The organism is Microbacterium faecale, from assembly GCF_014640975.1.
Taxonomy (GTDB): domain Bacteria; phylum Actinomycetota; class Actinomycetes; order Actinomycetales; family Microbacteriaceae; genus Microbacterium; species Microbacterium faecale.
Genome location: NZ_BMHO01000002.1, coordinates 192,312 through 205,446, shown reverse-complemented (window position 1 = coordinate 205,446; position 13,135 = coordinate 192,312). Strand labels below are relative to the sequence as shown.

Here is a 13,135-nt window from a genome sequence, read left to right as displayed (position 1 = left end):
CTCGCGGGATTGACAGCCCCGCGGTTCTAGGATGAGCGACATGTGCGGAATCGTTGGATACGTGGGCTCGCGTGACAGTCAGGACATCCTTGTTGCCGGGCTTGCGCGGCTCGAATACCGTGGCTACGACTCCGCGGGGATCGCCGTCATCGGCGAGGACGGGTCCCTCGGCATGCGCAAGCGCGCGGGAAAGCTCGCGCGTCTGCGCGAGGCGCTCGAGACGGATCCGCTGCGCGCTGGCACCACCGGCATCGGACACACGCGGTGGGCGACCCACGGCGGCCCCACTGATGAGAACGCGCACCCGCATCTCGCCGACGATGGCCGTCTCGCGGTCATCCACAACGGCATCATCGAGAACTATGCCGACCTCAAGCGCGAGCTCGTCGCCGACGGCGTCACCTTCCTGAGCCAGACCGACACCGAGATCGCCGCGGCGCTCATCGCTCGCGCGTACCGGGAGACGGGTGACCTCGTCGCCGCGTTCCGCGCCGTCGTGAACCGCCTTGAAGGGGCGTTCACGCTGCTGGCCACGCACCAGGATCACCCGGACCTCGTGGTCGGGGCTCGCCGCAACTCGCCGCTCGTGATCGGACTCGGCGACGGCGAGAACTTCCTCGGATCCGACGTCGCCGCGTTCGTCGAGCACACGCGACGTGCGCTCGCGGTCGGCCAAGACGAGATCGTCGCGATCACCCCGGATGCCGTCGAGGTCACCGACTTCGCGGGCAACCCGGCCGAGCCGCAGCCGTTCGAGGTGTCCTGGGATGCGTCCGCGGCCGACAAGGGCGGCTGGTCGAGCTTCATGGCGAAGGAGGTCTCGGAGGAACCCGAGGCCGTCGCCAACACCGTGCGGGGCCGCATCCATGACGGCCGGATCCGCGTGCCGGAGCTCGACGGTCTCGACGACCTCTTCCGCGACATCGACCGCGTCGTGATCCTCGCCTGCGGCACGGCGTACTACTCGGGCCTCGTCGGCAAATACGCGATCGAGAAGTGGGCCCGGATCCCTGTCGACGTCGAGCTCGCGCACGAGTTCCGTTACCGGGATCCGATTCTGTCGCCGTCGACGCTCGTCGTTTCCATCAGCCAGTCGGGCGAGACGATGGACACCCTCATGGCGGTGAAGGAAGCCGCGCGCCTCGGCGCGAAGACGCTGTCGATCTGCAACACGCAGGGTGCGACGATTCCGCGCGAGTCCGACGCGATCGTCTACACCCACGCCGGACCCGAAGTCGCGGTCGCCTCGACCAAGGCGTTCGTGGCGCAGATCACCGCGCTCTACCTGCTCGCCCTCCACGTCGGCGACGTGCGCGGGACGCTCGCCGACGACGTCGCGATCGAGGCGGTCGCGCAGCTCGAGGCGCTGCCGGACAAGATCCAGTGGATCCTCGACAACGAGCAGGAGCGCATCGAACAGCTCGCACGCTGGATGGCCGACACCCGGTCCGTGCTGTTCCTCGGCCGCCACGTCGGATTCCCGATCGCCCTCGAGGGTGCGCTGAAGCTCAAGGAGATCTCCTACATCCACGCCGAGGGCTTCGCCGCCGGCGAGCTCAAGCACGGCCCGATCGCACTGATCGAGCCCGGTCAGCCGGTGTTCGTCGTCGTGCCGTCGCCGCGCGGGTCGATCACGATGCACCAGAAGGTCGTCTCGAACATCGAGGAGATCCGAGCGCGCGGCGCCCGCGTGATCGCGATCGCCGAACAGGGCGACTCGGCCGTGTTGCCATCGGCCGATGAGGTGCTGCGGATCCCGCTCGCGAGTCCGCTGTTCGAGCCGCTCCTGGCCGTCGTGCCGCTCCACATCTTCGCGATGGGCCTGGCCACCGCGAAGGGACTCGATGTCGATCAGCCCCGCAACCTCGCGAAGTCGGTCACGGTCGAGTGACGCGGGGTGCCGCGGCGCGCGGCGTAGGCTGGGAAGATGATCATCGGGGTGGGCGTCGACATGGTCGACATCGAACGATTCGAGGGGCAGATCGCCCACTCTCCCCGTCTGATGGAACGCCTCTTCACCCCGCACGAACGGGAGCTGCCGCTCCGTTCGCTGGCCGCGCGCTACGCCGCCAAGGAGGCGCTCATCAAAGCCCTCGGCGGATCCGACGGCGTGCGGTGGCAGGAGATCGAGGTCCCGCGTCTCGGGGAGCGCCAGGCACCGAACTACGTGATCACCGGGTCCACAGCGCAGACGCTTGCCGGGCGCGGCGTGACCCGGCAGCACCTGTCGCTCTCTCATGACGGCGGTTTGGCCCTCGCGTACGCGGTGTTGGAGTCCGGCGCATGATGCGCGAAGCGCTCGTCGACCCGAGCGCGATCGAGCACAACGTGCGCGCGCTGCGTGCGACCGCGCAGACGCGGGAGTTCATCGCGGTCGTGAAGGCCGACGGCTACGGTCACGGCGCGCTCACAGCCGCCCGTGCCGCCATCGCGGGCGGCGCGTCACGCCTCGGGGTCGCGGATCTCGCGGAGGCGCTCGAGCTGCGAGCCGCTGGCATCGGCGTTCCGATCATCGCGTGGCTGCACACGGCGGACGCCGACTTCGCCCCGGCGCTCGCCGCGGACGTCGAGATCGGGGTGTCGAGCCTCGACCAGCTGCGCCGCGTCGTGTCGCACGCGGCCTCCACCGCGCCCGCGGTGCACATCAAGTTCGAGACCGGTCTCGGCCGAAACGGGGCGTCGCCGCGGGAGTGGGGCGCCATCATCGCGGAAGCCTCGGAGCTCGAGCGCGCAGGCCGATTGCGCGTCGAGGGGCTCTTCAGTCACGTCTCGGGCGCCTCCGAGGCCGACGATCTCGCGCAACTGGCGCTGTTCGAGGGGGCGATCGCCGCCGCACAGGACGCGGGGCTCTCACCTCGGATCCGCCACCTCGCCGCCACCGCCGCCGCGATCGACCTGCCGTCGACGCGCCTCGACGCGATCCGTGCCGGTATCGGCGTTTACGGGCTGTCGCCCTTCGACGACCGATCCTCGGCCGACCTCGGGCTGCGCCCCGCTATGACGGTGCGGGCGCCGATCGCCGCCGTGCGTCACGTGAAGGCGGGCCAGGGCGCCTCCTACGGGTATGACTATCGCGCCGAACGCGACACGACCTTCGCGCTCGTGCCGCTCGGCTATGCGGACGGCGTGCCGCGCCAGGCATCGAACGCGGGGCCCGTACGGATCCACGGTCAGAAGTTCCGCGTCGCAGGCCGCGTCGCCATGGACCAGTTCGTCGTCGACGTCGGCGATACCCCGGTCGAGGTGGGCGACCTTGCCGTGCTGTTCGGGGATCCGCTCACCGGCGCCCCCTCGGCAACGGACTGGGCCGACGCGGCCGGCACGATCAACTACGAGATCGTCACGCGCATCGGCCCGCGCGTCCCCCGCACCACGGCGAACTGACAGCCGGCGCTCGCGTCGACTCCGGTCGCGCAAAAGCACCCACATCTGCCGCCGAAGGTGCTTTTGCGCGACCGGAATGGCACACCGCCCACAACGGGGGAGAATGGACGCATGGAGCTTCTCGCCGGCAGCCACGCCATCGCGACGTCGGCGGCGATGGAGGACCTCGGACGCCAGATGGGGCGCACTCTCACGGCCGGCGACGTCATCGTGCTGACCGGACCGCTGGGCGCCGGGAAGACGACCCTCACGCGGGGGATCGCGGAGGGGCTTGGCGTGCGCGGTCCGGTGCAGTCGCCGACGTTCGTGATCGCGCGCACGCACCCGTCGCTCATCGGCCGCGCGCCGCTCGTGCACGCCGACGCCTACCGCCTCGGCGACGCCGTCGAGCTCGAGGATCTCGACCTCGACCTTGCGTCATCGGTCACCATCGTCGAGTGGGGCCGGGGCCTCGTCGACCAGATCGCGGACACGTGGTGGGAGGTCGAGATCGAGCGTCCGGTCGGGGACGCCGGCGACCCGGAGAACCTTGATCTCGACGCACCTCGGACCGTTGTCGTAACGCAATACTCATCGGGCGGGTTCTGAGCTGCCGGTGCCTACTCTGGAGAAGATGATCCTCGCAATCGACTCCTCGATCGGCTCCGGCGTCGCGATCGTCGACGCGGAGTCAGATGAGGTGCGCGGTCAGGCGTCGAGCGAGGCGCCCCGCGGCCACGCGGAGGTCATCGGCACGCTCATCGAGCAGGCGCTCGCCGAGGCGAACGTGACGCCAGCCGATATCACGCACGTCGCCGCCGGCATGGGGCCGGGACCCTTCACCGGGCTCCGCATCGGCATCGCCGCCGCGCGCGCGTTCGCGATCGGGCGGGGCATCCCCGTCGTGCCGGTCGCGAGTCACGACGCGGCCGCGCTCGCAGTGCTCGACGAGGATCCGTCGGCCCTATTCGTCATCGTCACCGACGCACGCCGTCGCGAGAACGCCGTGAGCGCCTACGCAGGTCTTGTCGGCGACCTGCCGAACCGTACCGCGGGCCCCGAACTCCTCCCTCACACCGAGGACCCGTTCGCCTGGCTCGCTGTGCACTCACCGTCCACCCCCGGGTCGTCGGTTCCGCAGTCACTCCGCGACCGGGTGCAGAATGACGAAGCAGGGGCGGTCCCCACGACGCGCATCCCGGCGGCGAACATCGCACGGATCGCGGCGCGGATGATCCGGCAGAACGCGATCGTCGAGATCGAACCGCTCTACCTGCGTGCGCCGGACGCGCGCCCGCCCGGGGTCGTGAAGCGGGTGAGCACATGATCCGCCCGGCAACGATGAGCGATCTGGACGCGATCATGACGCTCGAACGGCAGAGCTTCCCGACCGACGCGTGGAGCGAGACGATGATGCGCGCGGAGCTCGAGAGCGACCACGGCCGCTACGTCGTCCTCGAGGAGGACGGACGCGTCGCGGGATACGCGGGGCTGCGCCATCTCGCGGGCGGCAGGGACTCCGACGTGCAGACGATCGCGGTCGCAGCGGACGCACGGGGGAGCGGGCACGGCCGTGCGCTGCTGCGCAGTCTCATTGACACGGCGCGCGAACGGCGCGCGCGAGAGATCTTCCTCGACGTGCGCGCCGACAATCCGGTCGCGATCGGCCTGTACGAGAGTGAGGGGTTCGTCGAGATCGGGCGGCGCGAGCGCTATTACCAGCCCGATGACGTCGCCGCCGTCGTGATGCGATTGGAACTGGCGGCACCACGATCGTCGCACGGTGCCATCGGAAGCGAGGTGCGCGCATGAACCGTGACGAGCCCCTCGTGCTCGGGATCGAGACGAGCTGCGACGAGACCGGGATCGGGATCGTGCGCGGCACGACGCTGTTGTCGAACACGATCGCCAGCAGCATGGACGAGCACGCGCGCTACGGCGGCGTCGTGCCGGAGGTCGCCGCGCGGGCGCATCTCGAGGCACTGCAGCCGTCGATCGAGCGTGCGGTCGCCGAGGCGGGCATCGCGCTGAGCGATCTCGATGCCGTCGCGGTCACGAGCGGTCCCGGTCTGTCGGGCGCGCTCATGATCGGCGTCGGCGCGGCGAAGGCGCTGGCGGTCTCGCTGGAGAAGCCGCTGTACGCGGTCAATCATCTCGTCGGTCATATCGCGGCCGACCTCGTCGCGCCCGATGCGGAACGTCTTGAGCTGCCGACGATCGCGCTGCTCGTGTCCGGCGGACACACATCGCTGCTCCACGTGCGCGACCTCACGACCGACGTCGAACTGCTCGGCGAGACGATCGACGACGCGGCCGGCGAGGCGTTCGACAAAGTCGCGCGGATCCTCGGACTGCCCTACCCGGGAGGCCCGGAGATCGATCGCGCCGCCGTGGGCGGAGACCCGGCCGCGATCCGCTTCCCGCGCGGCCTGAGTCGCGCCAGCGAGCGCGAACGACACCGGTGGGACTTCTCGTTCTCGGGCCTGAAGACCGCGGTCGCCCGTTGGGTCGAGCAGCGCGCGGACAGCGGCGACGAGCTTCCCATCGCGGATGTCGCAGCGAGCTTCCGTGAGGCGGTCGTCGATGTCCTCGTCACCAAGGCTCTGGACGCGTGCTCGGAGCGCGGCGTCCCTCGCCTGCTGCTCGGCGGGGGAGTGATCGCCAATCGGCGGCTCCGCGACGTCGCGCTCGAACGTGCCGCGGATGCGGGCGTGGCCGTGCGGATCCCGCCGCTCAGTCTGTGCACCGACAACGGCGCGATGATCGCGGCGCTCGCGTCGCAGCTCATCATGGATGGCCGCGCGCCGTCGACCCTCGCGTTCGGGGCGGATTCGACGCTCCCCGTCACGGAGATTCAGGTCGCGTCCCGCGAGGCGGCGGTCGCGTGACCGACACGACGTCACACGAGACGCTCCCCGGCCGAGGCGCCGAGGAGCGCAAGTCCGTGGCAGATCCCACCACCTCAGGCCCGATCGAGGTCGTCGCGGCCGAGACGTTCGGCTGGATCCACCCGGACGTCGCGGACCGCCCGCGTGCACGACGCGCCCGTCAGCAGAACGTCACGCGCTTCGGCCTCGTCGCGGTGACGCTCGCCGTGATCGGCGTCGTCGTGTCATGGTTCGGACCGTGGGGCGCAGGTTTCGGCCTCGTCGGTGCCGTGCTCGGCGTCGTCGCGCTGGCTCGGCGAGCGCAGCCACGCGGGTGGTGCTGGACGGCGATCGGCGCGGGCATCGCCTCAGCCGCCTTCAGTGCGTACTGGGTCCTGTGGGCGCTCACCCAGCTCGAACAGCTTCCCGTCTAAGACGACGAGTCTGCCGCGGGATCCACGACCACGCGGGAACGAGCGAGCTCCTGCGGACGCTGCGTCGCGATGAACTTCAGCAGCTGCTCTCGGACACGGCACTGCAGGAACCAGAGGAGGTCGGCGTCGGCCGCTGTCATCGACGCGCGCAGCTTCGCGACGCCACCCGTCGCATCGGAGACGATGAGACCCCAGCTGCGCCGGTCCCACTCGGGGGCGGCATCCACGATCCGCTCCAGCTCGGCGCGGACGGCGTCGACGTCCACCGTGTAATCGGCGTCGAGGAATACGGTGCCGGTGACCGCGCTCTGGTTGCGCGTCCAGTTCGTGTACGGCGTCGTCGTGAAGTAGGTCGACGGCATGATGTGACGCCGGTCGTCCCAGATCTGGACGACGACGTACGTCAGCGTGATCTCCTCGATCGTGCCGTACTGACCGTCGACTTCGACGGTGTCGCCGACCTTGAGCGCATTCGTGAACGCGAGTTGGATGCCCGCGACGACGTTGCCCAGCGTCGACTGCGCGGCGAGACCGGCCACGATGGACGCGACACCAGCGGACGCGAACAACGACGCCCCGAATGTCTCGGCGCCGGGGATCGTCAGGAGCATCGCGGCGACGGTCAGGACCGCGACCAGCGCCATCACGAGTCGTCGGATCATCCGCAGCTGCGTGCGACGGCGCCGCGCGATGAACTCGTCGTACCCGGAAGCCTCCTGTTTGACGCTCGCCCCGTCGATGAGGAACACGAGGACCTTGCCGATGATCCAGCCGACCACGGCGATGATGGCGAGCGTGAGGGCGTAGCTCAGCGCTCCGCGCAGCGTCTCGAACCCGTCCGGGAAGAGCGTCACGACGGTCGCCTTCGCACCGACGACGACGAACAGCCAGAAGATCGGCTGTGAGAAGCGGGTGTTGAGCTCGGCGAAGACGCGCGCTCGGCGGCCGAGCCGGTTCGTCACCGCCTTGAAGACCCAGACGACGACGAAGGCGACGACCACGACCACGGCGATCGCGATCGCGACGGCGCCCCAGGCCGTCCAGGGGTTTGCGGTCACACTCTCTGCGATGTCGCTCACGTCAGAATGCATGCCCCCACCCTAAAGAGGATCCCCGACAGACGAAGAACCCCGGATGCAATGCATCCGGGGTTCTCAGTCGATCGTGAGCGTCAGCGCTCGACGATGGCGAGCACGTCGCGCGCAGAGAGCACGAGGTACTCGTCAGCGCCGAACTTCACTTCGGTGCCGCCGTACTTGCTGTACAGAACGACGTCCCCGGCCGACACGTCGAGCGGAACGCGGTTGCCGTTGTCGTCGATGCGACCCGGTCCGACCGCCACGACCTCGCCCTCCTGGGGCTTCTCCTTGGCGGTGTCGGGAATGACGAGACCGCTGGCCGTGGTCTGCTCAGCCTCGACCTGCTTGATGACGATGCGGTCTTCGAGCGGCTTGATGGAAACCGACACGGTGTACCTCTGCTTTCCTGTCCTGACAGAAGACGTAAGGTTCGCACTCTCACCCCGAGAGTGCTAATGATTAGTGTATGACGGCGGTTGGCACTCTCGCAACGTGAGTGCCAATGCGGGGCCACCTTCTACGCTGGAGGAATGGACCACGCTGAGCTCGACGCGCTGCTCACCCGCGACGCGATGCGGCTCATCGATGAGCTGGACCCCGTCGAGACGACCTCCGACGTGGCGCGTACGGTCTCGCGGCTGCGCGCGGCAGGGCACGGCCCCGACCTCGTCTCCGCCGTCGTCGGACAGGTGCGGCTGCGGCAGCGCGCCCGCGCGAAGTTCGGGGAGTTCGCGGACCGGATGCTCTTCACTCGCGCGGGGCTCGAACAGGCGACGCGCATGGCGGTGTCGGCGCATCACGCCGGGCGATTCATCGACGCCGGCGTGACGCGCGTTGCCGACCTGGGCTGCGGCATCGGCGGCGACAGCCTCGCCTTCGCCTCCCTCGGCCTCGGGGTCCTCGCCGTCGACGCCGACGAGGTCACGGCGGCCCTCGCCGCATACAACCTGGCGCCGTTCCGGGATGGCGGTCGTGTCGACGTGCGCCACGGACGCGCGGAGGAGACCGGCCTCGAGGGGATCGACGCGATCTGGCTCGATCCGGCGCGCCGGACCTCCGGCCACACGGAGACCCGGCGGCTCTCCGCCGACGATTACTCGCCATCCCTGACCTGGGCGTTCGACCTCGCGCGTCGTCTGCCAACGGGCATGAAGCTCGGTCCGGCCCACGATCGCGACGCCCTGCCCGCCGATGCCGAAACCCAGTGGATCAGTGTCGACGGCTCGACCGTCGAACTCGTCGTGTGGACGGGCGCGCTCGCACGCGACGGCGTGCGTCGTGCCGCGCTCGTGCTCCGCGACGGATCCGCGCGCGAGCTCACCGCGTCCGCGGATACGGAGGACGAGCCCGTGCGCGCACTCGGCGCGTACCTCCACGAGCCCGAGGGGGCCGTGATCCGTGCACGGCTCGTCGGCGACGTCGCCCGCGAGCTCGACGCGGGCCCCGTCTCGGAACGGATCGCGTACCTCACCGGCGACGCGGCGAGGACGAGCGTCTTCGCGTCGACGTTCCGCGTGCGCGAGACGCTGTCGACGGATCCGAAACGGCTCGCGCGCGAGCTGCGGGCGCGCGACATCGGCACGCTCGAGATCAAGAAGCGCGGCGTCGACGTGGATCCCGCCGCCTTGCGCCGCCGACTCAAGCTGTCGGGTAGCGAATCGGCGACCCTCATCCTCACGCGGATCGGCGACAAGCGCACCGCGATCCTCGCCGACCGCGTCACCTCGTGACCCCGCCATTGGGTCGCCAAAGAATGCAGGTACGCACCCCGCGCGCCTGCAAAGTGTGGCGACCCTGTTCGTAGGGCAGCGCGGCGCTCGCCCAGGTGGAACGCCATAGAATGGCCCCACCCGACTGCGCGCACCAGGAGACCACCCCATGACGGATCACGATCCCTTCGGCTTCATCGGACTCACCTACGACGACGTGCTGCTCCTGCCGGGGCACACCGACGTCATCCCCAGTGAGGCAGAGACCTCCTCGCAGCTGACGAGGCGGATCCGGGTCGAGATGCCGCTGCTCTCCGCGGCGATGGACACGGTGACCGAGAGCCGGATGGCGATCGCGATCGCCCGTCAGGGCGGTATGGGGATCCTGCATCGCAACATGTCGATCGAGGAGCAGGCGGCCGCGGTCGACCGCGTCAAGCGCAGCGAATCGGGCATGGTCACCGACCCCATCACGATCGAGCCCAGTGCGACGCTCGCCGAGCTCGACGCGGCCTGCGCCGAGTACCGCATCTCCGGTCTCCCGGTCGTGGATGGCAACGGCAAACTCGTCGGCATCGTCACCAACCGCGACATGCGGTTCGTGTCCGACGAAGACAAGAAGACGACGCTCGTCTCCGAGGTGATGACGCAGGAAGGCCTCATCACCGGGCGCCCGGGCATCGGCAGCGACGAGGTGGTCGCGCTGTTCAGCAAGCACCGCGTCGAGAAGCTCCCGCTCGTCGACGACGACGGCGCACTCGTCGGCCTCATCACGATCAAGGACTTCGACAAGCGCGAGCAGTACCCCTCGTCGACGAAGGACGATCAGGGTCGCCTGCGCGTCGGCGCGGCCATCGGCTTCTTCGGTGACGCGTGGACGCGTGCGGAGGCACTGCGCGACGCGGGTGTCGACGTCATCGTCGTCGACACCGCGAACGGTCAGTCGCAAGGCGTCATCGACATCGTCACGCGCCTCAAGGCCGACGAATCGTTCGCCCACATCGACATCGTCGGCGGCAACGTCGCCACCCGCGAGGGCGCACAGGCGCTCATCGACGCGGGAGTCGACGCCGTCAAGGTCGGCGTCGGACCGGGGTCCATCTGCACGACCCGCGTCGTCGCCGGCGTCGGGGTGCCGCAGATCACGGCCATCTACGAGGCGTCCCTCGCGTGCCGCGCCGCAGGGATCCCGCTCATCGCCGACGGCGGTCTGCAGCACTCGGGCGACATCGCGAAGGCGCTCGTGGCAGGCGCCGACACCGTGATGCTCGGCTCGCTGCTGGCGGGCACGGCTGAGTCGCCCGGAGAGCTCGTGTTCTCCAACGGCAAGCAGTTCAAGCAGTATCGCGGCATGGGGTCGCTCGGTGCGATGCAGACGCGCGGCAAGAAGACCTCCTACTCGAAGGACCGGTACTTCCAGGCCGACGTGCCGAGCGACGACAAGCTCATCCCCGAGGGCATCGAGGGGCAGGTGCCGTACCGCGGACCGGTCGAGGCCGTCGCGTACCAGCTGACGGGCGGGCTGCGGCAGTCGATGTTCTACGTCGGCGCCCGCACGATCGACGAGCTGAAGAGCACGGGACGGTTCGTGCGGATCACGCCCGCCGGGCTCAAGGAATCGCATCCGCACGACGTTCAGATGATCGTCGAAGCCCCGAACTACACGCGCTGACGGAGGAAGAGCCGATGAGTATGGAGATCGAGCTCGGCCGCGGCAAGCGCGGCAGGCGAGCGTACACGTTCGACGACATCGCGGTCGTGCCCTCGCGCCGCACGCGCAGCCCCGGCGATGTGTCGACGGCGTGGACGATCGACGCCTTCACCTTCGACACCCCGATCCTCGGAGCGCCGATGGACTCCGTCGTGAGTCCGTCGACCGCCATCGCCCTCGGACGCATGGGCGCCGTCGGCGTGCTCGACCTCGAGGGGCTGTGGACGCGGTACGAGGATCCCGACCCGATGCTCGCCGAGATCGCGTCGCTGCCGGCCGAATCCGCGACCAAGCGCATGCAGGCGCTGTACGCCGAGCCGATCAAGCCGCACCTCATCACCCAGCGCATCGCGGAGATCCGCGACGCGGGCGTCGTCGTGGCGGGCGCTCTGTCGCCGCAGCGCACGGCCGAGCACTACGAGACGGTGGTCGGAGCGGGCGTCGACCTGTTCGTGATCCGCGGCACCACGGTGTCGGCTGAGCACGTCTCGTCGAGCGACGAACCGCTCAATCTGAAGCAGTTCATCTACGACCTCGACGTCCCGGTCATCGTCGGCGGAGCCTCCACGTACCGCGCCGCCCTGCATCTCATGCGCACGGGAGCCGCGGGGGTGCTCGTCGGCTTCGGCGGCGGTGCCGCCTCCACCACGCGCACGACGCTCGGCATTCACGCGCCCATGGCGACTGCGGTCGCCGACGTTGCGGGCGCGCGCCGTGACTACATGGATGAGTCGGGCGGACGCTACGTGCACGTGATCGCCGATGGCGGCGTGGGCACATCCGGCGACATCGTTCGGGCGATCGCGATGGGCGCCGACGCCGTGATGCTCGGCGTTTCTCTCGCACGTGCGACCGATGCGCCCGGCCGCGGCTTCCACTGGGGTCAGGAGGCGCATCACGCGACGCTGCCGCGCGGACGACGCGTGGCGGTCGACCAGACGGCCACGCTCGAGGAGGTCCTGTACGGCCCGGCCCAGGCGGCCGACGGCACGACGAACCTCATCGGCGCATTGCGCAAGTCGATGGCGACCACTGGCTACTCCGATCTCAAGGAGTTCCAGCGGGTCGAGGTCGTGGTCTCGCCATACGAATGATCGATCAGGCACCCGCCGAGGATCCGGACCTCGAGGAGTTCCCCCCGACGCTGCGCGAGGTCATGCTTCGCCCGCGGTGGATCGGCATGCTCCTCGTGTGTCTCGTCGTCGCGGGAATCTTCGCGTGGCTGCTGCAGTGGCAGCTCTCTCGTGCGCTCGCACCCGAGGTCGTCCCTGAAGGGGCGACGGAAGAAGTCCTGCCCATCTCCGAGGTGGTCGAGCCCGGCGACTATCTGCCGGGGCCGCTCGTGGGCCAGCGGATCGACGTGACCGGCACGTGGGATCCCGACAACTTCCTCACCGTGTCGCAGCGGATGAACGACGGAGTCGAGGGCGTCTGGGTGACGGGCCGTTTCGTGACCGACGAGGGGGCGGCGCTCGCCACGGCGATCGGCTGGGCGCCGGACCGTGCGGCCGCCCAGGACGCGATCGAGGTCCTGTCGGCAACCGCCGATGATGAGCCGCGCGAGCTCAGCGGCCGACTGATCGCCGACGAGGGCCCGGTGCCCGCACCGGGGGACGATCCGTACGAGATGATCCGCATGTCGCCAGCGGCGCACCTCGGCCAGTGGACCGACGTGGACGGCGACGTCTATCGGCAGTTCCTGGCCACCACGGATCCGACCGCGCAGCTCGCCGACGCCGGGCTCGAGGAGATCATCGCGACGGCGCCGACGCACGAGTCGACGCTCAACTGGCTCAACGTGTTCTACGCCGTCGAGTGGGCTCTGTTCGCGGCGTTCTCGTTCTACCTCTGGTACCGCCTCGCGAAGGACGCGTGGGAGCGCGAACTCGAGGAACTCGCCGGCATCGACCCGGACGATCTCGACGATGAGCGCTGAGGCGCCTCGTCCGATCGCTCAGGATCCGCCGCGTAG

General features: G+C 69.5%; 14 protein-coding genes. 12 read left to right on the top strand and 2 right to left on the bottom strand.

Annotated elements, in window-relative coordinates:
* Positions 1-40: 40 nt before the first annotated feature.
* The 8 genes from glmS (at position 41) to IEW87_RS13885 (ending at position 6,664) form a co-directional block, all read left to right on the top strand.
* Positions 41-1,891 (top strand): glutamine--fructose-6-phosphate transaminase (isomerizing), encoded by a 1,851-nt coding sequence (gene glmS / locus IEW87_RS13920; protein ID WP_188712996.1) that lies wholly within the window; start codon positions 41-43, stop codon positions 1,889-1,891.
* A gap of 36 nt (positions 1,892-1,927) precedes the next feature.
* Positions 1,928-2,287, top strand: a complete 360-nt coding sequence (locus IEW87_RS13915) for a holo-ACP synthase (protein ID WP_188712995.1) — start codon at positions 1,928-1,930, stop codon at positions 2,285-2,287.
* Complete coding sequence (alr, locus tag IEW87_RS13910) at positions 2,284-3,384, top strand: alanine racemase (RefSeq protein ID WP_188712994.1); 1,101 nt, start codon at positions 2,284-2,286, stop codon at positions 3,382-3,384. Before IEW87_RS13915 ends, alr begins: the two co-directional genes overlap by 4 nt.
* A 111-nt stretch (positions 3,385-3,495) precedes the next feature.
* Complete coding sequence (gene tsaE / locus IEW87_RS13905; RefSeq protein WP_188712993.1) at positions 3,496-3,972, top strand: tRNA (adenosine(37)-N6)-threonylcarbamoyltransferase complex ATPase subunit type 1 TsaE; 477 nt, start codon at positions 3,496-3,498, stop codon at positions 3,970-3,972.
* Between the two features lie 25 nt (positions 3,973-3,997).
* Positions 3,998-4,690 carry a tRNA (adenosine(37)-N6)-threonylcarbamoyltransferase complex dimerization subunit type 1 TsaB gene (gene tsaB / locus IEW87_RS13900; RefSeq protein ID WP_188712992.1) on the top strand — a complete coding sequence of 231 codons (693 nt, stop codon included), beginning with the start codon at positions 3,998-4,000 and terminating at the stop codon, positions 4,688-4,690.
* Positions 4,687-5,175: a ribosomal protein S18-alanine N-acetyltransferase gene (gene rimI / locus IEW87_RS13895; protein WP_188712991.1), complete on the top strand. Its 489-nt coding sequence runs from the start codon at positions 4,687-4,689 to the stop codon at positions 5,173-5,175. Before tsaB ends, rimI begins: the two co-directional genes overlap by 4 nt.
* A complete protein-coding gene (gene tsaD, locus IEW87_RS13890; RefSeq protein ID WP_188712990.1) occupies positions 5,172-6,251 on the top strand; it encodes a tRNA (adenosine(37)-N6)-threonylcarbamoyltransferase complex transferase subunit TsaD in 1,080 nt (359 codons plus the stop codon). The genes rimI and tsaD overlap by 4 nt, the downstream gene beginning before the upstream one ends.
* The gene (locus tag IEW87_RS13885) at positions 6,248-6,664 is read left to right on the top strand and encodes a hypothetical protein (protein WP_188712989.1); all 417 of its coding nucleotides are present in this window, start codon (positions 6,248-6,250) and stop codon (positions 6,662-6,664) included. Before tsaD ends, IEW87_RS13885 begins: the two co-directional genes overlap by 4 nt.
* Here IEW87_RS13885 and IEW87_RS13880 read toward each other — a convergent pair.
* Positions 6,661-7,755 (bottom strand): mechanosensitive ion channel family protein, encoded by a 1,095-nt coding sequence (locus IEW87_RS13880; RefSeq protein WP_188712988.1) that lies wholly within the window; start codon positions 7,753-7,755, stop codon positions 6,661-6,663. The genes IEW87_RS13885 and IEW87_RS13880 overlap by 4 nt on opposite strands.
* An 80-nt stretch (positions 7,756-7,835) precedes the next feature.
* Complete coding sequence (gene groES, locus IEW87_RS13875; protein ID WP_188712987.1) at positions 7,836-8,132, bottom strand: co-chaperone GroES; 297 nt, start codon at positions 8,130-8,132, stop codon at positions 7,836-7,838.
* Between the two features lie 141 nt (positions 8,133-8,273).
* Between groES and IEW87_RS13870 the strand changes: the two genes are divergently transcribed.
* From IEW87_RS13870 to IEW87_RS13855, 4 genes are all read left to right on the top strand, one after another.
* Entirely contained in the window at positions 8,274-9,473 is a 1,200-nt protein-coding gene (locus tag IEW87_RS13870; protein WP_188712986.1) for a class I SAM-dependent methyltransferase, read from the top strand.
* A 148-nt stretch (positions 9,474-9,621) separates the two neighbouring features.
* Positions 9,622-11,124: an IMP dehydrogenase gene (gene guaB / locus IEW87_RS13865; protein WP_188712985.1), complete on the top strand. Its 1,503-nt coding sequence runs from the start codon at positions 9,622-9,624 to the stop codon at positions 11,122-11,124.
* 20 nt (positions 11,125-11,144) lie between these two features.
* Positions 11,145-12,257, top strand: coding sequence for a GuaB3 family IMP dehydrogenase-related protein (locus IEW87_RS13860; protein ID WP_188713125.1), 1,113 nt, complete (start codon positions 11,145-11,147; stop codon positions 12,255-12,257).
* Positions 12,254-13,099: an SURF1 family protein gene (locus IEW87_RS13855; protein ID WP_229731215.1), complete on the top strand. Its 846-nt coding sequence runs from the start codon at positions 12,254-12,256 to the stop codon at positions 13,097-13,099. The genes IEW87_RS13860 and IEW87_RS13855 overlap by 4 nt, the downstream gene beginning before the upstream one ends.
* The last annotated feature ends 36 nt before the right edge of the window (positions 13,100-13,135 follow it).